The following is a 22238-nucleotide window of genomic DNA, read 5'->3' as shown; positions in this document are numbered from 1 at the left end:
GGGAATTAAATAATGAATACATTTGCACGGTTGCTATTACTTTCGACGATTGCGATTTCTTCTCAAATTTATGCAGAGCCAACCAGCACATGTAAAGAGGTGAAATTCCAGCAAGTCGATCAGGCTTGGAGTGGGCACTATTATTTAAATGGTGTGATGGAAGTCGGTTCGGAACTTTTACTTCAGCCAGACGGCAAGTTTAAATGGATGTTAGCTTATGGCGCTTTAGACCAATATGCCGAAGGGACATGGTGGAAAAATGGAAACTGTATTGGTTTAAAACCTGACTCTAAATTTAAAAAGGATTTAAGTATTTTTCCTGAAAGCCTGACTATTTCTGAAAAATCGTTAGACGTAACTTGGAACGATGGACGCCAGCAGGGCAGTTATAGCAAAGACTAAATAAAAAAAGTCCGACACTAAGTCGGACTTTTTTATAGCTCATATTTTAATGGTTTACCGCAGCAAGTTGCTCAGCGTTATAGCGTGCGCCCATGTTTGGATATCTCGCAATAATTGCGTCGATTTCTGCCAAATCTGCCGCTGTTAAATCAAGGTCTACAGCGCCAGCATTTTCCACAAGTCGCTCGATTTTACGCGTACCGGGAATTGGAATAATGTCTTCACCTTGTGCCAAAATCCAAGCCAAAGCCAGTTGAGCCGCTGTCGCGTTTTTGCTTTGGGCAAATTCGCTAAATGCTTGCGCCAAGCTTTGGTTATTTTTCCAGTTGTCGCCTTGATAGCGTGGTAACTGGCGACGGAAATCATTTTCGTCTAGGTTGCTAACATCAAGCGTGTTGGTAATTAAACCGCGCGAAAGCGGTGAATACGGCACAAGGCTAATGCCTAACTCACGAATAGTTTGTAAATGAGTTTGCTCAAAATCACGAGTTAACAGTGAATATTCATGTTGAACCGCTGCAATCGGGTGAATTGCATGTGCTTTACGAATGGTTTCAGCCGAAGCTTCACTGAGTCCTAAATAACGAACTTTACCTTGTTGGACCAAGTCAGCCATGGCACCAATGGTGTCTTCAACTGGAATGTTTGGGTCGATGCGGTGTGCATAATACAAATCAATCACGTCTGTATTTAAGCGTTTTAAACTGTTTTCGACCGCAACTTTAATCCATTCTGGAGAACCGTCGATATAAGACTCTAAAGAGTTTTGTGGGTTGAGGTTATCTTCTTTATAGCGAAAGCCAAATTTGGTCGCCAAAAATACTTTGTCGCGGTGTTTTTCTAAAACTTTTGAGAGCAAAACTTCGTTTGCGCCGTTGCCGTACATGTCGGCAGTATCCCAAAAGTTAATGCCGAGGTCTAATGCCTTTTCTAGAGTGGCAATGCTTTGTGTGTCGTCTGAGGCACCATAGGCAAAGCTCATTCCCATGCAACCTAAACCAAGTGCTGATACTTTTTCGCCTGTTTGTCCTAAAGTTCTATATTTCATTTTTCACACTCTTTTTGCAAAATCACTTGAGTAGAAAAACTATAAAATGCTTTGGCTCAAACTGACGTATAACATTCAAACCAATAATTATAAAATTCAAACAATCTGTTTTTAGGCCACGCAGTCTTCGCGGAACTTTTTAGGTGAGAATCCCGTATTTTTCTTAAAGAAATTGGTGAAATACGCTGAATATTCAAAGCCTAAGCTATAGGCAATTTCGGAAATATTCCAACTGGTGTGTTGCAACAGCGCTTTGGCTTCTTGCGTAATGCGCGAGCTAATATGCTCAGACGTGGTTTTGCCTGTAGCTTCTTTTACAGCTCGGTTTAAATGGTTCACATGCACCGACAAACCATAGGCATAGTCATTTGCAGTTTTGAGTTTAAGCTGAAAATGGGGCGAGTCGATTGGAAACTGGCGCTCTAATAATTCAAAGAATAAATGGCAAATCCGAACCGCAGCATTGCTATGTTTTTCAAACTGTTGGGTCGGTTGCATCTTCATGGCTTCATGCACAATCAGGTGCAAATAGTTTCTTAAAACGTTGTATTTATGAATGTAGTCTGAATTTATTTCATTCATCATCTTTTTGAAAATAAATGAAATTTCTTCAACTTGTTGGTCGTTTAAAAAATATAACGGGTCGCCGTCGACTTTAAACAGTGGCGAGTCTTTTAAAAAGCTTTGTCTTGATTCTTGGTTTACAAACTCTTCGGTAAATAGACAAAACCAGCCTGCTTGTTCGGGCGAATTAATTTCCCATGCATAGGGAACCATTGGGTTTGAAAACAGCAAAGCAGGGCGATCTACCCGAATCCAGCGGTTGGCGTAGTGAAGATCACCTGTGCCTAAAACCAGTGAAATTTTATAATAATCGCGGCGGCTATAAGGTGTGAGAAACGAGCAGGCATCGCGTTGGAACACGTTAAAATGTCCAAACGAAGTCGATGGAACCGAGTAATCGCTATCTCTGGTTAAAGAAAAGCGGCGATAAAAATCATGTATGGTTTCCATGTCTTTGCCTGCGTGAGCCATCAATTTATTTAAAGTTATAAAATTCAAACTTTATTTACTGTAGCTTTTATTTATAGCGGGATCAATCGGTTCATTTAAGCAGTTTTGAAAATGAATAATTTTTTATAAATACTCTGGGTAAGCAATGTAAGAAGACTCTACGCATTCGAAGCCCATTTCCCGATAAAGGGGAACCGCTGGGATGTTATCAATGTCGACAATTAAGTGGGCAATCCGTCCAGTTGCAACGATTCGATTGACCGCGAATTGTAAGACGCGCTCGGCAAAACCTTTTCGACGATAAGCAGGGAAAGTGTATGTACCGCCAATAGAAACGAGCCGATCAGTTTCTATCCCTAAACGCACAATTGAAACGATTTGGTCGCCTGCTTCAAGCACAATAATTTTTTCTTGCTGAATCAGAGATTCCCAGTCAGGAATTTCATTCACAGAGCGCTCTTCATTGTATTGATGTTGATATTCATTAAGACGGGCAATGTCCGAGAGTTCAGCCAAGCGGCCTTGAGCTTCAGAAAATTGGCGTGAGCAAACCATGATCCATTGATCATATTCTCGTAAAATGCGTCCTTTTTGCTTGATCTCAGCATGCAATAAATCACGCCCGATTGCGGTGGTTACAATCCGACGCGGTTGAAGCTGCAAAATTGAAGTGCAGAGCAATGTCCCAGATGAAGATGCCTCTGATGGAACCCAGAAGCAGGTGCCGCCAGCAAGGATGACCGCGACGCCTAATAGCTGTTCGGCGTTATGTGGGTGATATAACCGTAAGAGTTGCCAGTCGGCATCGATAGCTTGTGTTTGAGCAAGAAAGGCCATCGCCCCAATAGAATAATAAAATCTTTCATCAAGCCATTGAAAGATAAGTTGATATTCTTCTGAACTGGTGGGAGGTCCCTTTATTATCATTATTAATTACCTATTCAAATCATGAACTCAATCATAATTCACTATCCTACATTTTTACTATTATCATGATATTTTTAAATTTAAGTTGAATGACTGTTTAGCTTAAATATCTAATTGAATGAAAACAAAAATTATTTAACCAATTTCTATTCAACCTTGCATTGACACTCAAAAACTCGCGGATTATCCTTTGCCTGCTGGCCACATTGCCAGTCGGTTTTAGCAGACCGATGCATATAGCACATCAGATTTGCTCCTTCTGAGGGGAAGATCTGTGTGTTAAAACCACCGTTCCCCCCCGACGTTATGGCAGGGCGGAAGGGGGACACCTTCGGGTGTGCTGGTTCTATATGCCCAGTCTGCTAACCCCCTTTCGTTCTGCCACCATCTTTTAGCAGAGATTGGCAGAAATTTTATGCATATAGGAGTTCGCACATGCGTACTATTTCGTCTCTCTCATTGGCAACCTTTGCCAAAATCTTTACATCTATACCCAACTGGTCTTTAAAACGGTTTAACCGACTCTAGGTTTTAAGCCATAGGTCATTACGACTAAAAAATCATAGCAACAATAAAACCCGAGATAGGCGAGCACGCCATTTTTGTGCGGCTTTTGCATGCCTGTTTTTAGCGCTCAATTTAAGAGCGACAGCATTTCTATCTCATTCACATACAACAAAAAATTATTTTAAGCGAAATACATGAAAAATTTAGAAGCTTCATTTAGAGCACTACGCGTGCTCCACACAGCAAAAGATTTATTTACCCAATATGGGTTTCACAAAGTCGGGGTAGACCGAATTATTGAGGAAGCCAAAATTCCCAAAGCCACTTTTTATAACTATTTTCACTCTAAAGAAAGGCTCATTCAGATGAGCTTAACTTTTCAAATAGATGCCTTAAAACATGAGGTGTTTTCAATTATTCATTCGTACCGCGAACTCATGGCATTCGATAAGCTCAAGAAAATTTACCTTTTACATGCAAATTTAGAGGGCTTTTATCGTTTGCCATTTAAAGCCATTTTTGAAATTGAAAAACTTTATCCTGCGGCTTATAAACTCGTTATTGAATACCGAAACTGGTTTATTAAAGAAATTCATAAACTACTTTTAACTGTAAAAGAGACTGCTACAGTTGAAGATGCGCACATGTTTTTATTTGTGATTGATGGCGCGATGGTTCAGCTTTTAGGGGCTGATAGCACAGATGAAAGAGATGTATTGCTCGACTACTTTTTAAGTCGGGTTTGATGGAGGGAAGGCTCGACGGAAGTTGGGCTTTCTAATAGATAGGTGCCATTATGATACCTATCTATTAATTATAATTATTCACTTAAAGTATTAGTAAGTTGTTTTGCTTTCTTAAAAGTACTGCTTCGTTCAATTAAAAATGTACAGAAAAAAGAATGTGCAGAATCTGGGCGTTTTAGCGTTTCAATTACTTCAATTGATTCTTGAATTCGCTTTAGTTTATTCTGTTTCTTTATAGAAGTTTTTAAATCTTCATATTCCTCAAGATGGTTTTCTAGTTCATCTTCATACTGAGAAAATGTTTTACAAATTTCACTTCTAGGTCGATATAAGCGTGTACTATTAAGGCCACAAACTTTCAAAGTAGATTTAGCAATTTTATTATCATCTTTAGCTTTTAACTTCAAAAAATCTACTTCTAAATATTGATCTGGTTCAATGTCAAAGGGATTTAATATTGGCTCCGAAACAGTATCATGATCTCCTTTATTACCATTACAAGTCCGACAACAAGGTAAGAAATTTTCCCATTCAAATGTTTTATCAGGATATTTAGCTTTTGGATGAAAGTGTTCAACTTCAATATAGCCTGAATCTTCTGGAAATGTCTCACAAAAGGCGCATTTTCGAGAAGAACTTATAAAAAGTGACTTTTTTATATCGTCATGCCGATAAAAAGAAACAGCAGATTTTTTTTCCTTATCTGGTATTTTCTCATACTCACCATATTTTATGATTAAATCCATTAAGCCTTTAGTCCATGCATCAGCATTTCTAATTAATATTTCTGGTTTTTCTATAGGTCTTTTAAGTTTAATCATTTTCTAACTCCAAAGAAGCTAGTTTGATTTTAAATACTTGTAAAATTGAATCATTTTTATGTGATATTTCTTCTAATAAATTAAGGTTTGACTTGAACGCCTCTAAATTTTTTTCATCATATGCATTCAGTATAGTATTGATAAGAGAAGCATAATCTTTATTCTGTAAGCTCTCAACCCCCATTACATCTTCTAAAATCTGATCGGTATTCCAACCAGAAAATTTTTTCTTTGTAGGCTCAAAATAATATTCTTCTATTTCTTCTATCCGTTGCATGATAATTATTTCATTACTTTCTGCAGATGCCAATAAATGAGGAGAATGAGTTGTTACTATGAACTGAAGATTTGGAAAAATTGTAGTAAGACCTTTGCGTAAAGAAAGTTGCCATTCAGGATGGAGATGTAAATCTAATTCATCTATTAAGACTGTACCAGAAGCTTCTTTTATACTTCTATGACCTTCAGGTTGTTTAGCCTCAATCCACTGAATAATATTAATAATGATAGAGAAAATAGCCTGAAATCCAGCTGAGAGTTCTTCTAAGTAGCACTCTTTTCCATATAGAGAGAACATAGGTTCTAGATCGGCTTTTGTATTTGTATATTTAAAATCACTATTGAATGGAGCAATTAAAGGTAAAGATTCTTGTAAATGAAGCCAGTTTTCTTTGTACTCTGCGGCCCAGTCTTTCTCTATTATAAAATATCTATTTATAAGCCATTGTTTTATAGAAACTTTATTGTATCCTGAGTTTAAGTTTGAATTAGAAATGGATTCTTGCTGTTCTCTAGGATCTCCTTCTCTTTGCATTCCATTTATCTGGACGTATTTTATTTCTCTTGAAATTCCAATATAAAGTGGAAAATCCGAAAAATATTTATTTTTAAACTGATATGTATTTAGATTTTCATTTAAATATAAATCGTTCGCTGGAGGATTATACATATTAGGTTGGCTATTTCGATATGTTGCTTGATTTGGAAAACTATTTTTTCCTAAGCCTGTTCTAATAATTGATTCATCATGATTCCAATCAACCCAAAAGCAACTATCATTATTAAAGCGAGTATGAGAAAAATCATTAGAGTTAAAGCAATATGCTATACCCATCAAAATAGATGTTTTTCCACACCCATTGGGTCCTGTTAAGATATTAAAACCTTTTTTGAATTTTACGGTTACTTTTGAAAACTGTCTAAAATTCTCAGCATAAAATAAAGAAATGTAATTTGACATTATATTAAAGATTGTTGAGTGAAAAATATATTTTAATCAAATAAATTTTTAATTTCTATCGCTCACTCAAAACCAATTGTTTAATCTTAACGGCTTTCTCGAAGTGATCTAGCTTATGCTCCATAATCCACCAATGGGCTGCTTCCATCAGTAACTCAGGGTTATCATTCTTATTTTTAAAAAAAGCGTAGAAAGATAGACCGACATTGTCTCCCTTTTTTTCAATCTTATCGTCGCATCCCTTAATAAAAATTTCTCTTAACTCATTTCTCATATTTAGTATCACTTCAAGTCATAAAACTAAGATGGCTTATTACGCTCGCCCCATTCACACATCATATCTAACAAAGGAATTAAAGACTGTCCTCTTTCTGAAAGGCGATATTCAACTTTTGGCGGAATTTGAGGATATTCCTTACGAATAATCAGTCCGTCTTTTTCCAATTCTTTAAGCGTATTGCTAAGCGTTCTAAAAGAAATAATTCCAATGCAGCGCTGAAGCTCGTTAAAACGCATGACCGTTTTTCCATAAAGCCAATACATAATAATCATCTTATATTTGCCATTAATCAAAGAAAGGGTGTACCCAAAACCCGTATCTTCTAATGGCGTATAAGTTGGAATGCAGTCATCCATTTTTAAAATCTACACTATCTTTTGGTATAGTATATAACATAAATTACCGTACTTATATTTTGGAAAGCACACTTCTATAATCGATTTATCTACTTTCCGATAAGAGTGTTCTCATAATGAAAAAGACATTAGTAATCGTTACCCATCCTCACATAGACCAATCTGTTGTAAATAAAAGATGGATTGAGGAACTAGAAAAACATCCAGATCAATTTACGGTTCATCAAATTTATCAAGCTTATCCAGACGGGGTGATTGATGTCGCCAAAGAACAAGCGCTTGTAGAAGAACACGAAAATTTAATATTTCAATTTCCAGTGTATTGGTTTAACTGCCCGCCGTTATTAAAACAATGGCTAGATGAAGTTTTGGCCTATGGTTGGGCCTATGGTTCGACAGGCGACAAGCTAAAAAATAAAAAGTTTATGCTGGCTGTGTCTGCGGGTGGTGAAGAAAAAATTTATTCAGAAAGTGGCGAATATCAAATTTCTTTAGACAAGATTTTTGTTCCATTTGAGCTAACGGCTTTATATGTTGGGGCAGTTTATCAACCACTCCATGCATTTTATGGTTTAGACACGAACCCTTCAGAAGACGATGTTATTCCGACTCATCAAGACATAGACAATAATGCGATTCAATATGTTCAGAAATTATTAGCGTTGTCTAACTGAGTTTAAAGATGGGAAAGGCCTAAACTTGAGGTTTGGGTCTTTTCAAAGTGAAAAATAATTTTGTTATCTTTATGATTGTCTTAATAAACAGTTTGCAAAAATCAATTTTGTCTATAACTTGAGAATACAACCACACATTCTATGGAATAAAAAATGAATATCGCGCCTTTTCCATTTCAAATTACAAATTGGGAAGAAATCGAAGTTACTGAATATAGTGGTGAAACAGGAAAAGCTTATTGGAAAACTCAATTTTTTGGTGAAGAAAATAATAAAATTAGAGTAAGACTTGTAGAGTACTCGGCCAATTATTTAGCAGACCATTGGTGTGAAAAAGGACATATCTTATTTTGCCTAGAAGGTGAGTTAGAAAGTAGATTGAAGGATGGCCGAACATTTACTTTAACTTCAGGCATGAGTTATCAAGTCGGCGATAATTCGGAGCCGCATCAATCTTTTAGCCTGAATGGTGCGAAGTTACTTATCGTTGATTAGATTCAATAAAATAGAGGGATAGCAATCTCTATCCCCATCAAACACCTTAATTTACTAAAGCTGTCATGGCATCAACCAAGCTTGTAATCCCTGCATAGATATCTTGTAAATGGGCTTGAACATCCATATAGGCAGGTGTGGTAACAAATAAGTTTTGCTTATCTATCACGCAGTCTGAGGTTTGACAAACATGGTGAATCGACCCCGTTTTTTCAATTTCTTTAGCAGTGTTAACGTCAGCCCCCAAAGTGATAGTTGGGTGTAAGTCTCCAAAAGTAAGTGCTAATAGTGCAGGGGATATGCAAATTGCCCCGATCGGTTTTTTACTTTGATGAAACGTTTTTAGAATTGAGGCAACTGTAGAATGTACTCTTGCTTCTGCTCCTTTAAAGGCAAAAGTTGATAAATTTTTGGCGACTCCGAATCCACCCGGAAGAAGAAGGCCATCAAATTCATTTTCATTAAGTTGATCGATTGAGGAAATTTCACCTCGGGCAATTCGTCCTGCTTCTTGTAAAATATTTCTCCGCTCAGTCATGTTTATTTCGCCGCTTACATGGTCGATGACATGAAACAAAGGCTCATCAGGTGCAAAAATTTGATATTCAATATTTGCTTTATCTAGAGCTAACAGGGTTAAAACGGATTCTCTAATTTCAGAACCATCTAAGTAACCACAACCCGATAAAATTACTGCTACTTTTTTCATTTACTTTCTTAAGAACCTTTTTTAAATGTGTAAAAGATCTTAAGTTTTCTTCTAAAAAATTTTTATACGCAGATTTGCCATAAATTCGCCTTAACTGAGCATTTTAGTTTTGCGTAGCTCACGAGGCGTAATTCCAAACAAATTTTTAAATTGTTCAGTAAATCTTGATTGAGATTGATAGCCACATTCAAAAGCAATATTTCCAATACTGGTGTTAGTGGTTTGAATAAGATGCAGTCCATGACCTAGTCGTACTCTATTACGAATATCTTGAATGCTATTTCCCTCACTTTTTAGTTTTCTTCTTAGCGTCGATGAACTCATAAAAAGTTGAGCAGCGATAAATTCAGCTGTGAGTTCCACTGATAAATGATCAGAAATTAATGCCTGAAGTTTTTCACTCAAACTTGGAGTCATATTCAAACTAGAGATGTCGGTGTAACCAGAATGGTAAATAAGCTCTAAAAGTTCTCTTCTTCTAAATTTAAAAACAGAAGGTGGGGCAATGAGAGATAAATCTATAAATTGAGAAAGTGCATTTTCGAGTAAAGGAGTGAGGTGGCCTTGTACAAATTTTTTAGGAGTTCTTGAAGAATTAGGAAGCTCTTTAAAGTCATCGAAGTCAAACTCGATAAGGAGCGCGAAATATTCTTCTTGATTTGGAATATTGCGCATATCAATGCTGGCGTTATTTGATAAAAATATAAAAGAACCAGTTCCACATACAACATTTTCTTCAGTTCTTCCTAACTCTTTAATGCCACTTAAAATAGTGATGAGTAACGGTTTCGTAATTGGAACATTTCTAATTTTTTGTTCTTTATAAGCTGAATAAATAGAGAAAGGTAGGTTTAAGTTGCTATGGTTGAGAACGCTGTTTTTAGCTAAAGAAATGATATTTTTCATTGAGTTGAGATTTTTAATTTAATCTATGGCTTAAATAAGATGAGAAAGTTAGCAGTTTTTTCAAGGCTGTTTTTTAATATTTGGCTAATAAAAAAGCCTAAACCGATTAAGTTTAAGCTTCTTTAAATTTGAATTCTGGCGGTGAGAGAGGGATTCGAACCCTCGATACGCGCAAACGTATACACACTTTCCAGGCGTGCTCCTTAAGCCACTCGGACACCTCACCAAGGCGTGCGATAGTAACTAAAAAATCAGGTTCTGCCAAGATTTAAGACGAGCATTACAGAAAAAAAATAATAGAGGTGATAAGATTGCGCTAAAAATCATGTTGGTTTAATTACACAATGCAAAATACGGCTAAAAAAGCGACTTTGTCTGCCACGGCATTGGCAGCTCTTGGAGTGGTCTTTGGGGATATCGGAACAAGTCCTCTTTATGCCTTGAAAGAGTCCTTTCATGCCGCGCACGGGTTGGGAATTCAGCCTGAAAACGTATTAGGAATTTTATCCATTATTTTTTGGTGCTTAATGCTGATTATTAGCATCAAGTATGTCGCAATCGTGATGCGTGCAGACAACAATGGCGAAGGCGGAATCATGGCCTTACTCGCATTGAACTTACGTAAAGCCAAAATTGCCGACAACAAAAAAATCTACATGATTGCCATTGGTTTTATTGGGGCATCGCTGTTTTTTGGTGACGGTATTATTACCCCAGCCATTTCAGTACTTTCGGCAGTCGAAGGCTTGTCTATTGCAACCAATGTGTTTGACCCGTTCATCATGCCAATTGCGATTACCATTATCATCGCGTTGTTCTTGGTACAAAAACACGGTACAGCCTTTGTAGGTAAGTTTTTTGGCCCGATTACGATGGTGTGGTTCATATCATTAGGATTATTAGGTCTTCATAGTGTCATTCAAACCCCTGTGGTATTGGGCATGTTTAGTCCGCATTGGGCGATTCAGTTTATCTATCACCAACCTGTAATGACCTTTTTCGTTATGGGTGCTGTCGTTTTAACAGTGACGGGTGGTGAAGCACTTTATGCCGATATGGGGCATTTTGGACCAGTTCCAATTCGTCTCGCATGGTTCTGTGTGGTGTTACCGTGCTTGGTTTTAAACTACGCAGGGCAGGGTGCATTACTGTTAAGAGACCCAGCTGCAATTCAAAACCCGTTCTATTTATTGGTTCCACAGTGGGCACTTTACCCAATGATTATTATGGCGACCATGGCAACTGTGATTGCCTCTCAAGCCGTAATTTCTGGGGTGTTTTCGCTTGCGCGCCAAGCGATTCAATTGGGCTATTTACCACGTTTAAGTATTAAACATACCTCTGAGTCAGAAGAAGGCCAGATTTATGTTCCTTTCTTGAACTGGCTACTTTTAATCGCAATTATTATCTTAATTTTGATTTTCAAAACCAGCTCAAACTTGGCAAGTGCGTATGGTCTCGCGGTCACCTTAACCATGCTCTGTGACACCATTTTGGTTTCCATCTTTATCTACTCGGCGTGGAAATGGAGCTGGCCAAAAGTGGTGTTACTGATTATTCCATTCTTCATTTTAGAATCGGTTTTAGTTGCAGCGACTTCGCTTAAAGTGTTATCGGGTGGTTGGGTACCATTATTAATTGGTGGTATTGCAGTCACTATCTTAATGACATGGAAACGTGGTCGTGAACTCACCTTTGCTAAACTTGAACATGATACGTTATCGTTAGATTTGTTCGTAAAAAGTATTGGCAATAGTGTGCATTGGGTACCGGGTGACGCTGTCTTTATGACAGGTACACCAAATGTTGTACCACATGCCATGCTGCACAACATCAAGCACAACAAAGTACTACATCAGCGTAATATTTTAGTGACTGTAGTTATTGAAGATGTTCCATTTGTTGCAGCAGAAGAACGTATTTCGACAGAAGCGTTAGCTGAACACTTCTACCGCATTAAAATTTTCTACGGCTTTAAAGATGAAATGAATGTACCAAAAGCGCTTATACAGGCCTATGAGCAGTTAGGTCTTCAATATGACTTAATGCATATCAGCTTCTTTATTTCCAGAGACCGTATTGTTCACTCGGTGGGTGATGGTATGTCGCCATGGAGAGAAAAATTATTTATCTCTATGCAGCGTAATACTAGCCCTGTGAGTGACTTCTACCAAATTCCAACCAACCGTGTGGTTGAGTTAGGTAGTCAAATCGAAATATAAAAATTTGATGTATAAAAAAACCAAGACATTTGTCTTGGTTTTTTTTGCTCTAATTATTGAGCTTGCATAGGCGCATCGGCTGGCAATGCACCATCTTTTGCCATTGGGTCTGCCGACTGACTTGGATCTGCCGGAGTATTTTGATCTTGTGGCGCTGGAGATGCCTGATTATGTGCAGGTGGCACCGCATCAATTGGGGCTGCTGGTGGCGCCATTTCACCGCCTGCTGGAGGTGCTGGTGGAACGTCTGCCGGAATAGGAGCACCTGTAGGCGCTGCATTTGTCGGGGAAGCAGAAACTTGTTGTACTTGTCCGCTATTGACTAAATCGCTAATAGAACCAGGTTGGCCATTTACCGTTGTAGTAACTTTCACTTTAGACAAACTTTCTAAAGTATCTCCTGGTTGGACTGCTGGTTCAGCCAAAGCTGCCATGCTACACAATCCCGTGATTACGCCAATACCAATAATCTTTGAATGGATCATTAAGTGGACTCCGATTATATTTTTATCCAAATTTGTGGAGCTAACCATGTCATAGGCAATCAGTGCTTTTCAACGAAAGATACGCAATTGGCCTAATTCAATAGCCAAAGCCTCTCATAATTCCAACAGATTGTTACGTAACGGGAAATGGAGTTACAAAAAAGATGACCATGTTTTAACCATTTGAAAGATAAGAGATATACTTAAAAAATTAGGATTGTTAAGCTGCGTGTGGATCGTGGTATTGATAGAAATATGGCAAGTAAAAAAAGTAGTACAGGCATCTTTGATGGTTTTTCTTTAAGTGAGCATTTGGGCAAGATTGTACTTGCCGGAGTGGCAGCAGGAAGTTTTGCCTTCGCGTTTGGCGGTGAAAAAATTTCACAGTGGTTTTCGCCTTTAAGTACTAACTCGACTTGTCTAAATCAGTTTTACCGTGAAGTTCCGCCAGCTTTAAATAAAGACAGTCTAAAAAAAGATAGTTATCCGCTGTGCTTTAATGGCTTCAATGTTTTGTACTCAGGTATGTCTAAAACGCCGTTATGGTCAGCTGAACATCTAAGTCCAGAACGTTTAAGTACTAAAATTAAACGTGAAGATAATTTCCACGAAGAAACTCGCGTTCCTGAGCGTCATCGGTCACTTTTACGCGATTATCGTGGATCAGGTTATGACCGTGGACATATGTCACCCAATGGTGACATGCCTAATAAGGACTCTCAGTTTGATAGTTTCTCATTAAGTAATATGGTTCCACAGGCACCTAAAAATAATCAGGAAGTTTGGCGTAAGCTTGAAGATGCTACGCGTGCAGTCGTCACTAAGCAAAAGCAAGATGCTTATATCGTGACGGGGCCAATATTTGAAGGTCAACGACTCAAGACTATTGGGAGCGGGGTCATCATTCCAACTGCAGTGTATAAGGCAGTTTACTATCCTAAAACAGGTGCAATTGGCGCTTACTATGCGCCGAATAATAACTCTCAGCAGGTTAAAGTGGTGAGTGTTTGCTATCTTGAAGAAAAGCTAGGAATTAATTTATTTCCTCAACTTACCGAACAACAAAAACGCAATGTTTATCGCTTACCGTTAACATCTAGCCAAGTTAAACCAAATCAGAAGCTAGACTATTTGCATTGGGATGGAGAAAGCCAGTGTGAAAAAGACTTAAGTACGGATCAGATCCACGCGTTACAAGATCAGTTTAAAAAGCAAAAAGGTACGTCTTCTGAATCGATGGAAGCAAAAGTTCCAAGCATTGATGAAGAAACCAGAAAGGCCATTGTCAAACAACTGATAGAGGCATTGGTGAACTATTTCTTGCAAATGATAAAATAAGGCGCTTGTTGGTATTGTTATGAAGTTCTAAACAGATACAATAAAACAGACAGATCTGTCTGTTTTATTTCAATAAGGACAATAACAATGTTTGCTTCGATGTTCCTTTTTTCATTTGCAATGTCTATTACCCCTGGTCCAGTAAATACCGTAATTTTATCGACCAGCTTAAATCACGGTTTAAAAAGGTCGCTTCCTTACATTTCAGGTGCGACTATCGGTTTTACTTTACTCTTGATTTTTATGGCATTTGGGCTGCAAAGTTTATTAACTCAGTTTCCTGTTGTCTTAAAAATTCTTGCGATTTGTGGAACGCTATTTGTTTGTTATATCGGTATAAAAATTATTCTTTCTGCCGCTAATATTTCTATTTCAAGTGCTCCCGTAGACCATATTCTTATTCCAAATTTTAAAGATGGTTTCTTCTTGCAGTGGCTCAATCCGAAAGCGTGGTTGGCCTGTGTGTCTGGCATTACCATGTTTACAAGCATAGAAAACCCTCAGTCTTTGCCGATCTTTATCGTTATTTATTTTTTCACTTGCTATGCGTGTTTGTTCTTTTGGGGGCTGTGCGGCGATAAATTTTCAGTAGTCCTCAATCAAGGTAACCGATTGAAATATTTTAATATCTTGATGGGTGCTTTTTTAATTTTATCGGCACTTTTAATTTTGATCGATTTTCTTTAAATTGGTCGTATTACACTGTGTAGATATAACAACGAGACCACACTTATGTTTAAACCATTTGAAAAGGGTACAGAGTCTTCTTCAATTGAAGATTTAACATTAGAAAATGATGTTGACTGCGTGAGCATTTATGGCAATTTGCAAATCACTAAAGATAAAGTTGGACTAGAACAGGCAAAGGCTTTACAGAGCTTTTTAAACGATGTGGTTGCGGCTTTGGAAAAAGAAGAGTTACCTGAGAAAATTGAACGTCCAGCTGAAAAAGAAATTAATAATCCGTTTTTGTAAATGATTCATTAATAGAGTCTGATTTGATCAAAGTTCTATGGTTATTGAATAATTCGTGAAATTTGATTCGTGATAAAGCCATTCACAACCTGCCCATTTTAAGATCAGGATTGTTACTGTGTGGGATCAGCTAAATGATCCCAGAGAACAGGTTTTGTGAATGGCAATGGTTTTGGTTACTTTTGCCGAAACAAAAGTAATGAGAATTAGCTGATTACATTCGATTTTACGAAGTAGAACTCCGTCGTGTTAATCCTTCTCTCCAGCAACTACCTTATAAACAATCGCACCAATCACAGCACCTAAAATTGGAGCTACCCAGAATAACCACAACTGACTTAAAGCACCAGTTTGAGCAAAGAACGCTACACCTGTACTACGTGCAGGGTTCACAGAAGTATTGGTTACTGGAATACTGATTAAGTGAATAAGTGTTAATGCAAGACCAATCGCAATAGGTGCAAAACCAGCAGGTGCACGGCGGTCAGTCGCCCCTAGAATAACGATTAAGAAGAAAGCAGTAAGTACCACTTCAATAATGAAAGCAGAACCTAAGCCAAATTTGTTTGGCGATAAATCACCGAAACCATTTGAAGCAAAGCCACCAACACCAGTAAAGCCAGCTTGGCCTTGAGCAATAATGTAGAGAACAAATGCAGCAGCAGTTGCACCGACCACCTGTGCAACAATATAAGGAATTAAATCTTTAACATCAAAACGGCCACCGACCCAAAGGCCGACACTTACCGCGGGGTTAAAATGTCCACCAGAGATATGCCCTAGAGCATAAGCACCAGTCAGTACGGTTAAACCAAAGGCAAGGGCTACACCTGCAAAGCCAATACCAAGTTCTGGGAAAGCTGCGGCTAATACTGCGCTACCACAACCACCAAAGACTAGCCAAAACGTACCTAGAAATTCAGCAAAATATTTATTCATTATGATTACTCATCTATTTAATCTATTTTAATTAATGTGAATTACATCACATAAATTTTAAGCATGTGACTATATGAAATTTTTGTTTTCAGTGTTGTTTTAATCAAGAAAAGAATTGTAAGTTTTGGTAGGTTATTTTTTGTTTAAAAATTGCTCTCTCCATTGTTGTGGCGTTTGATCAGTCCAATGCTTAAATGCTCTTTGAAAAGCACTTTGTTCTGAATAACAGAGTAAAAGCGCAATTTCTTGTAGGCTCAAATGCGGGTCTTTTAGATATTCAGTTGCCAGCATAAACCTGATTTGCTGGACGCGTTCCTGAAAGGTGGTATTTTGTTGTTGTAAGTGGCGCTGAAGTTGTCGAACCGAAAGATCTAACTGAGCGGCAATATATTCAATTTGATAGTGATTCTTTTGTAGTCCGGTTAAAATCGAGTGCTGTAAGCGCTGATCAAGTTGTGTCGAATTTGGTAATTGTTCTAAAAGTGCTTGTGCTTGCTTCACCAATAATTGTTGTAGAGTGTGGTCAGCACTGCTCAGGGGTTTATTAATTTCAGTAATTGGAATGAGTAATTCTGTACGGGGCTGGCTAAAGCGTACAGGGCACTGAAAGTATTGCTCATAAACTCTAATATTTTTAGAGGCGGTATTTAAGAAACGTACCTCATGTAAATGCACATCTTCATGAGACATAAAAAGTCGTAAAAATTGAATAACCAGCGCAATGGCGATTTCATCGGTAAGCTGTGTCGGGTGCAGCTCTGTGGCTTCCCAGCGAATAGAAGCATATTTCCCTTGTAGTTCAACCACTAAAGGACTTCCGTCATAAATCAGACGGTGAAAATCATGATAGCGAATTAGGGCTTCGCCTAGGTTATCGCAAGATAAAGCAAGGTAGGCAATAATGCCTAAGTGTTTGGGCTGTACGTATTTGGCAATTTCTAGCCCTAACGCGGGCTTTGGGTCTAGCTTATAAATAACTTCTAATAAATCACGCCAAATGACATAGTCAAAGCGTTCCAGATTTTGAATTTGCTCTAATTGTTCAGGAATAGCTAACCCATTTGCTTCGCAGTAAGCTTTTAATAGGTGTCCCAGCCCTCCATACACCGAACCCGTATAATTTTTTAGTTGTGGCATCCGTGACCACCTCTTTCTTGTCGTAATTTGTCAATGAAACCATAAATTCTGGTCAATACATAGCATAGCGAATTTTATATTCTGAATAAAAAGAAAAAGGAGTCAGGTGATGTTAAAAGGGTTTATTGTCGGAATTGCAGTTGCGAATGCATTTGAATGGGTGGCACATAAATATATTTTGCATGGTGTACACCGTTCGGGGCAACCACGTTATAGCCCAGTGCCTAGAAGTATGGAGTCACATTGGGCACACCATCGTGAAGTACGCAAACAACAATTTCATGATGATTGCTATGTGGAAGGTGTTCGAAACTGGCGGACTAAAAATGAGTTAATTTCACTTGCAGTCGTGGCAACTGTTTCAAGCGCAATTTTTTATCCGTTTTCAAAAGGCATGGCACTTTCAGCTTGGTACAGTGCAGGAAATTATTACTATATTCACCGCCGTGCACATTTAGAGCCTGACTGGGCAAAGCGTAAAATTCCGTGGCATTACGACCACCACATGAATTCTAATCAAGATGCCAATTGGTGTGTGACTAAGCCTTGGTTTGATTATGTGATGGGAACACGTGTGGTTTCTTCGGTAGATTTAAAAGAACAAAACCCTTCAGGGATAAAGTTACCTGTAGTTCTTGCTCGATCGTTAACACAAGCTGTCGAAAAAATCTTTCCTGCAAAGTGGGTCGAGAAAAAAGAAAAACCTGAACTTACCAGTGATGTGAAAGAAGTAGATGGCGCAGCATAAAAATAAAGGGGCAATATAGCCCCTTATTATATTTATAAGTTTACAAGCGCATTTCGATGCCTTGTTCAGCTAAATATTGTTTAGCTTGTGGAATTGTATATTGGCCAAAGTGGAAAATACTTGCTGCCAATACTGCATCGGCACCGCCTTGTAAAATTCCGTCTGCTAGGTGTTGTAAGTTACCTACGCCACCAGAGGCAATGGTTGGAATGGTAACGCGGTCATTAATAGCACGCATTAAGGCAATATCGTAACCGGCTTTCGTACCATCGGCATCCATACTGGTAATGAGTAACTCACCCGCGCCAAAGTCAGCCATTTTTACAGCCCACTCAATGGCATCAATACCCGTTGGTTTACGGCCACCGTGAGTAAAGATTTCCCATTTATTTTCGCCAGTTTTTTTGGCATCAATTGCAACCACAATACATTGTGCGCCAAAGTGCTGTGAAGCTTCTTGAACAAATTCAGGATTAAATACGGCTGCTGAGTTAATGCTGACTTTATCTGCACCTGCATTTAATAAGGCACGAATATCTTCAACTTTACGTACGCCCCCACCAACAGTTAATGGCACAAATACAGTCTCGGCCATACGTTCAACAGTACGGTAAGTGGTATCGCGTCCATGATGTGTAGCGGTAATATCTAAAAAGGTAATTTCATCTGCACCTTGTTCGTTATAGCGACGTGCCACTTCAACAGGGTCGCCAGCATCACGAATATCGAGGAATTGAACGCCTTTAACTACGCGTCCGTTATCAACGTCTAGGCAAGGAATAATACGTTTAGCAAGCATAGCTTTTTCCAAAAATAATCGCCGTTGGTGAAAGTTCCTACACAGGCGCTACACCTTCATGGAGGGAAGAGGTATTCTATCAAACTTCACAGATGTTTTTTGCAGGTTTTCCATGTCGGTTTATACCCCGTTGAGTTTAGATGAAGTTCGCGCCTTTGCTGCACCTTATGGATTAGAGGTGTTGGAGCTGAACCCAATTCAGGGAGGTATTCAAAACACCAATTATTTTTTGGTTGATGTAAACCGCAAGCAGTATGTACTCACTGTATTTGAAGAGTTAGATGCAAAAGGGGCAGGCGAACTCATTCCTGTTCTTGAACAATTGGGGACGCATGACGTACCCGTCGCTGTACCGCTAAAACATAGCGGACAAGCGGTTCACGTTATTGCAGAAAAGCCTGCACAGATTGCACCACGTTTAATGGGGCACCATCCCATGCAAACAACAGTTGCTCAAGTTGCTGCGATTGCAGACGCACAAGCGAAGTTGCATGTGGCTTTACAAGATTTTCCGCTTGAGCGTGAATATCGACGTGATCATCAGTACTGGACAGGCGTTGCAGAGCAGCTTAAACCAAACATGACTCAAGATGACCAAAATTTACTTGAGCAGGTCTATCAAGCATTTAATGCGAAAACAGCGCAGTACTCAAATCGACCAACAGGTTTTATTCACTCAGATTTGTTCCGTGACAATACTTTGTTTGATGGTGAGCAATTACAAGGTATTTTAGATTTTTACGAGTTAAATCAAGACGAATTGTTGTTTGATATTGCAATTACCATCAATGATTTTTGTACCGAATATCCAGAAGCACATTTAAACTCAGATAAAGTAGCAGCTTATTTAGAGAGTTATCAAAAAGTTCGTGCGCTTACTTCAGATGAACTTGAATGTTTGGATGTATTCTTAGCAATGGCGGCTTGCCGTTTTTGGTCAATGCGTTTGCAAGTTGCTCAAAAAAATAAAGAAGAAGGACGTACAGGTGATGACATCTTGCAAAAAGACCCGCAAGAAATGCGAGCAATGATGCAAGACCGTTTGAGCCATGTGAAAGGATAAAAGGAATTAAGATGCGAGATCAGGGGCGACTAGTCGAATGGTTCGACGAAAAAGGATATGGCTTTATTCAGCCAGATGATGCTGAAAAAGAACGAGTCTTTTTGCATATCAAAGATTTTGCACGCCCCGGACCTCGGCCCATTATTGGTTGTGCACTGGAATATTTGATTATTCTTGATGAACAAGGTCGTTTCCGTGCCCAGCAGGTGACCTATCTAAAAGCATCTCAAACCAGCAAATCTTTAAAGCCTGCAAAGATACAATCTTCTTTTCAAGCCCGTCCATGGTCTGCAATGCAAATGGGGATCGTATTTTATTTTGTTTTAATGGGCATTATGAGTTTTATCCATACTTTACCAGCCTATACTTTGTTGTTTGTTTTAATGATGAATGTGTTGAGTTACTGGCTTTATTCACAAGATAAAGAAGCTGCACAATTGGGTAATCGTCGTGTTCCTGAGCAAACCTTGCATATTGTCAGCTTTTTAGGGGGATGGCCTGCAGCATGGTGGGCACAACAAAAATTGAGACATAAAACACAAAAACAACCATTCCGGAAGATTTATTTTTGTACCATATTCCTTCATTTACTTTTGATTTTGTGGCTAATTTCTCCCTTAAATGTATTGCGTGGCTCATAAAAGTAAATTGTTTTATTAAACCTAAGAGGTATAAAAATGAATAGTTCTATAGACCAAGATCCAAATCGTACTTTAACACTGATTTTATACATACTTTATATTGTTGCCATTTTTACAGGCGGCTTACTTGCAGTTATTGCTTTGATTATCAACTATGTAAAGCGCTCTGATGTACAAGGCTCAATTTTTGCAAGCCACTTTACATGGCAGATCAGAACATTTTGGTGGTATCTGGCTTGGAATATTATCGCCTTCCTGCCATTTATTTTCTTGTTCTTTACAGGTGAGAATACCGATCTATTTGCGGGTGTTGCAATCTCATCGACTGTATTCTGCGTGGGTGTAGTGACAGCTGCATGGATCTGGATTGTATACCGTGCAATTCGTGGCTTGATTGCGTTAAATGATAACCGCCCGATGTATCAATAAATCATGATTATTGAACATGTATATTTGAGTGTAAAGTCTGGGCAAAGTGAAGCATTTCTTGAGGCCTTCGAGCAAGCTAAACATATTATTTATCCAATGGAAGGTTTCAATGCTGTCCAACTCATTAGACATGTAACTGACCCTCATCGTTATATTTTAATGATTTTCTGGGATAAGATTGAAAATCATACAGAAGGATTTAGAAAGTCTGAAGCTTATCAGGAATGGAAGACTTTGCTCCATCCATTCTATGATCCAATGCCGATGGTTGAGTACTACGAGCCCTGTATGTTATTGAAGAAAAAATAATGAATAAAAAAAGAGAGCGTTAAGCTCTCTTTTTTTATTCTGGAATTCTTTTAATTTTTTTAACTGGCAACTTAAGTTTTAACTCGCTGACCAAAACACCTAATACGACTAATGCTCCACCCAAAAGAGCAATAACTGGTAAACGCTCACCCGCAATTCGACCAATAATGCCTGCCCAAACAGGTTCTCCTGCATAAATAATTGCAGCACGCGAAGGGTCAACCATACGTTGAGCCCAGTTCATCACAAATTGTATCAGCGCACTGGCTAAACCTAATGCAACAGCAAGGAGTGCAAGCGGCCATGAAAATGCTGGAATCGTATGTTCACCCACCACAGGCATAATGGCAAAAGAAACCAGAGAGGCTACCCCGAGTTGAATGACTGTGACGCGACGTAAATTTACTTTTCCAGCAAAGTAACTAATAAAAATAATTTCTAAAGCAATCGCCAATGATCCCAGTACGGTTACAAGCTGTCCAAAACTCAAAGAGATTTTTTCAAAACCATTACCTGTTAATAAAACAAGACCAGTAAAAGCAAGAGCGGCTCCAACCCAAGTCATAATGTGTGGAACTTTTCTAAATATGAGCCACATTAAAATAGGAACAAGCGGGACATAAAGTGATGTTAAAAAAGCCGACTCACTACTTGGGATTGTTTGCAGGCCAACTGTTTGAGTTCCATAGCCTCCCACAATAACTAAGCCAATTGCGATGCCAGCACCTAAATCTTTTAAAGTAACACCCTTCATACTTTTTAATGAAACAAGTAATAAGGTTAAAGCCGCCACGGCAAAGCGACAACCCACAAAAAACATAGGCGAAGAAAAGTTCAGTGCATATTGCACTGTAAGAAATGTTCCACCCCAAATCATCGTAATCAAAACGAGTGCTAGCTGTGGGGCTTTACTTGAACTCAGAGAAATTGGTGACATACTCAAATCATTAGGAATTGTGCAATATACTGCACATATTGCGCTATTCTTCTGTTTTGTGCAATATATTGCTCATATTTTCTTTACTAAC

At 38.5% G+C, this 22238-nt stretch carries 27 protein-coding genes and 1 tRNA gene; 13 read left to right on the top strand and 15 right to left on the bottom strand.

Annotated elements, in window-relative coordinates; all coding sequences use genetic code 11:
* Positions 1–9 precede the first annotated feature (9 nt).
* Positions 10–402, top strand: coding sequence for a hypothetical protein (locus I5515_RS10050; RefSeq protein ID WP_199966678.1), 393 nt, complete (start codon positions 10–12; stop codon positions 400–402).
* 46 nt (positions 403–448) lie between these two features.
* Here the strand turns inward: I5515_RS10050 and I5515_RS10045 are convergent, their stop codons facing one another.
* From I5515_RS10045 to I5515_RS10035, 3 genes are all read right to left on the bottom strand, one after another.
* Positions 449–1450, bottom strand: coding sequence for an aldo/keto reductase (locus I5515_RS10045; RefSeq protein WP_199966303.1), 1002 nt, complete (start codon positions 1448–1450; stop codon positions 449–451).
* A 111-nt stretch (positions 1451–1561) separates the two neighbouring features.
* A complete protein-coding gene (locus tag I5515_RS10040; protein ID WP_016142824.1) occupies positions 1562–2464 on the bottom strand; it encodes a helix-turn-helix domain-containing protein in 903 nt (300 codons plus the stop codon).
* A gap of 123 nt (positions 2465–2587) precedes the next feature.
* Entirely contained in the window at positions 2588–3391 is an 804-nt protein-coding gene (locus I5515_RS10035) for a GNAT family N-acetyltransferase (RefSeq protein ID WP_199966301.1), read from the bottom strand.
* 701 nt (positions 3392–4092) lie between these two features.
* Here I5515_RS10035 and I5515_RS10030 point away from each other — a divergent pair.
* On the top strand, positions 4093–4644 hold the full coding sequence (locus tag I5515_RS10030; RefSeq protein WP_199966299.1) for a TetR/AcrR family transcriptional regulator: 552 nt from the start codon (positions 4093–4095) through the stop codon (positions 4642–4644).
* 74 nt (positions 4645–4718) lie between these two features.
* Here I5515_RS10030 and I5515_RS10025 read toward each other — a convergent pair whose 3' ends face one another.
* From I5515_RS10025 to I5515_RS10010, 4 genes are read right to left on the bottom strand one after another with little or no spacing between them, the layout of a single operon-like run.
* Positions 4719–5465 carry a hypothetical protein gene (locus tag I5515_RS10025; RefSeq protein WP_199966297.1) on the bottom strand — a complete coding sequence of 249 codons (747 nt, stop codon included), beginning with the start codon at positions 5463–5465 and terminating at the stop codon, positions 4719–4721.
* Positions 5458–6705: an AAA family ATPase gene (locus I5515_RS10020; RefSeq protein ID WP_227562682.1), complete on the bottom strand. Its 1248-nt coding sequence runs from the start codon at positions 6703–6705 to the stop codon at positions 5458–5460. Before I5515_RS10020 ends, I5515_RS10025 begins: the two co-directional genes overlap by 8 nt.
* 55 nt (positions 6706–6760) lie before the next feature.
* Positions 6761–6979 carry a DUF6500 family protein gene (locus I5515_RS10015; RefSeq protein WP_107973515.1) on the bottom strand — a complete coding sequence of 73 codons (219 nt, stop codon included), beginning with the start codon at positions 6977–6979 and terminating at the stop codon, positions 6761–6763.
* 26 nt (positions 6980–7005) lie between these two features.
* Positions 7006–7341 carry a winged helix-turn-helix transcriptional regulator gene (locus I5515_RS10010; protein WP_199966295.1) on the bottom strand — a complete coding sequence of 112 codons (336 nt, stop codon included), beginning with the start codon at positions 7339–7341 and terminating at the stop codon, positions 7006–7008.
* A 116-nt stretch (positions 7342–7457) separates the two neighbouring features.
* Here I5515_RS10010 and I5515_RS10005 point away from each other — a divergent pair, with 116 nt between their 5' ends.
* The gene (locus tag I5515_RS10005; protein ID WP_199966292.1) at positions 7458–8015 is read left to right on the top strand and encodes an NAD(P)H-dependent oxidoreductase; all 558 of its coding nucleotides are present in this window, start codon (positions 7458–7460) and stop codon (positions 8013–8015) included.
* Positions 8016–8168: 153 nt separating this feature from the next.
* Entirely contained in the window at positions 8169–8510 is a 342-nt protein-coding gene (locus tag I5515_RS10000; protein WP_092708278.1) for a DHCW motif cupin fold protein, read from the top strand.
* 46 nt (positions 8511–8556) lie between these two features.
* Here the strand turns inward: I5515_RS10000 and elbB are convergent, their stop codons facing one another.
* The 3 genes from elbB to I5515_RS09985 all read right to left on the bottom strand — a co-directional run bounded on the left by elbB (position 8557) and on the right by I5515_RS09985 (position 10351).
* Positions 8557–9219: an isoprenoid biosynthesis glyoxalase ElbB gene (gene elbB / locus I5515_RS09995; protein WP_199966290.1), complete on the bottom strand. Its 663-nt coding sequence runs from the start codon at positions 9217–9219 to the stop codon at positions 8557–8559.
* Positions 9220–9309: 90 nt separating this feature from the next.
* Positions 9310–10125, bottom strand: coding sequence for a helix-turn-helix transcriptional regulator (locus I5515_RS09990; protein ID WP_199966288.1), 816 nt, complete (start codon positions 10123–10125; stop codon positions 9310–9312).
* 136 nt (positions 10126–10261) lie between these two features.
* A tRNA-Ser gene (locus I5515_RS09985) sits at positions 10262–10351 on the bottom strand.
* A gap of 118 nt (positions 10352–10469) precedes the next feature.
* On the opposite strand from I5515_RS09985, the gene I5515_RS09980 reads away from it, so the two are divergent.
* Positions 10470–12347 (top strand): potassium transporter Kup, encoded by a 1878-nt coding sequence (locus tag I5515_RS09980; protein WP_199966286.1) that lies wholly within the window; start codon positions 10470–10472, stop codon positions 12345–12347.
* A 53-nt stretch (positions 12348–12400) separates the two neighbouring features.
* On the opposite strand, the gene I5515_RS09975 is transcribed toward I5515_RS09980, so the two are convergent.
* On the bottom strand, positions 12401–12832 hold the full coding sequence (locus I5515_RS09975; RefSeq protein WP_199966284.1) for a hypothetical protein: 432 nt from the start codon (positions 12830–12832) through the stop codon (positions 12401–12403).
* 255 nt (positions 12833–13087) lie between these two features.
* On the opposite strand from I5515_RS09975, the gene I5515_RS09970 reads away from it, so the two are divergent.
* The 3 genes from I5515_RS09970 to I5515_RS09960 all read left to right on the top strand — a co-directional run bounded on the left by I5515_RS09970 (position 13088) and on the right by I5515_RS09960 (position 15145).
* Entirely contained in the window at positions 13088–14170 is a 1083-nt protein-coding gene (locus I5515_RS09970; RefSeq protein WP_199966282.1) for a DNA/RNA non-specific endonuclease, read from the top strand.
* Positions 14171–14257: 87 nt separating this feature from the next.
* Positions 14258–14857, top strand: coding sequence for a LysE family translocator (locus I5515_RS09965; RefSeq protein ID WP_199966280.1), 600 nt, complete (start codon positions 14258–14260; stop codon positions 14855–14857).
* 45 nt (positions 14858–14902) lie between these two features.
* Positions 14903–15145 (top strand): hypothetical protein, encoded by a 243-nt coding sequence (locus I5515_RS09960; RefSeq protein ID WP_003653912.1) that lies wholly within the window; start codon positions 14903–14905, stop codon positions 15143–15145.
* Positions 15146–15394: 249 nt separating this feature from the next.
* Here I5515_RS09960 and aqpZ read toward each other — a convergent pair whose 3' ends face one another.
* A complete protein-coding gene (aqpZ, locus tag I5515_RS09955) occupies positions 15395–16084 on the bottom strand; it encodes an aquaporin Z (RefSeq protein WP_199966278.1) in 690 nt (229 codons plus the stop codon).
* Between the two features lie 132 nt (positions 16085–16216).
* Positions 16217–17221 carry an AraC family transcriptional regulator gene (locus I5515_RS09950; protein WP_199966276.1) on the bottom strand — a complete coding sequence of 335 codons (1005 nt, stop codon included), beginning with the start codon at positions 17219–17221 and terminating at the stop codon, positions 16217–16219.
* Positions 17222–17330: 109 nt separating this feature from the next.
* Here I5515_RS09950 and I5515_RS09945 point away from each other — a divergent pair, with 109 nt between their 5' ends.
* Positions 17331–17969 carry a hypothetical protein gene (locus I5515_RS09945; protein WP_199966274.1) on the top strand — a complete coding sequence of 213 codons (639 nt, stop codon included), beginning with the start codon at positions 17331–17333 and terminating at the stop codon, positions 17967–17969.
* A gap of 40 nt (positions 17970–18009) precedes the next feature.
* Here I5515_RS09945 and hisF read toward each other — a convergent pair whose 3' ends face one another.
* Positions 18010–18768: an imidazole glycerol phosphate synthase subunit HisF gene (hisF, locus tag I5515_RS09940; protein WP_199966271.1), complete on the bottom strand. Its 759-nt coding sequence runs from the start codon at positions 18766–18768 to the stop codon at positions 18010–18012.
* 112 nt (positions 18769–18880) lie between these two features.
* Here hisF and I5515_RS09935 point away from each other — a divergent pair, with 112 nt between their 5' ends.
* The 4 genes from I5515_RS09935 to I5515_RS09920 are packed head-to-tail and all read left to right on the top strand — an operon-like array spanning position 18881 to position 21210.
* Positions 18881–19831, top strand: a complete 951-nt coding sequence (locus I5515_RS09935; protein ID WP_199966269.1) for a homoserine kinase — start codon at positions 18881–18883, stop codon at positions 19829–19831.
* A gap of 11 nt (positions 19832–19842) precedes the next feature.
* Positions 19843–20472, top strand: coding sequence for a DUF1294 domain-containing protein (locus tag I5515_RS09930; RefSeq protein WP_199966267.1), 630 nt, complete (start codon positions 19843–19845; stop codon positions 20470–20472).
* Positions 20473–20508: 36 nt separating this feature from the next.
* Complete coding sequence (locus I5515_RS09925; RefSeq protein ID WP_199966265.1) at positions 20509–20901, top strand: DUF4870 family protein; 393 nt, start codon at positions 20509–20511, stop codon at positions 20899–20901.
* Between the two features lie 3 nt (positions 20902–20904).
* Positions 20905–21210: an antibiotic biosynthesis monooxygenase family protein gene (locus I5515_RS09920; RefSeq protein ID WP_199966263.1), complete on the top strand. Its 306-nt coding sequence runs from the start codon at positions 20905–20907 to the stop codon at positions 21208–21210.
* Between the two features lie 34 nt (positions 21211–21244).
* Here I5515_RS09920 and I5515_RS09915 read toward each other — a convergent pair whose 3' ends face one another.
* Complete coding sequence (locus tag I5515_RS09915; protein ID WP_199966261.1) at positions 21245–22147, bottom strand: DMT family transporter; 903 nt, start codon at positions 22145–22147, stop codon at positions 21245–21247.
* Positions 22148–22238 lie beyond the last annotated feature (91 nt).

It is taken from the genome of Acinetobacter calcoaceticus (assembly GCF_016508255.1).
Classification (GTDB): Bacteria; Pseudomonadota; Gammaproteobacteria; order Pseudomonadales; family Moraxellaceae; genus Acinetobacter; species Acinetobacter calcoaceticus_E.
The sequence above is the reverse complement of the archived record's forward strand: the minus strand, read 5'-3'. Positions and strand labels throughout refer to the sequence as shown.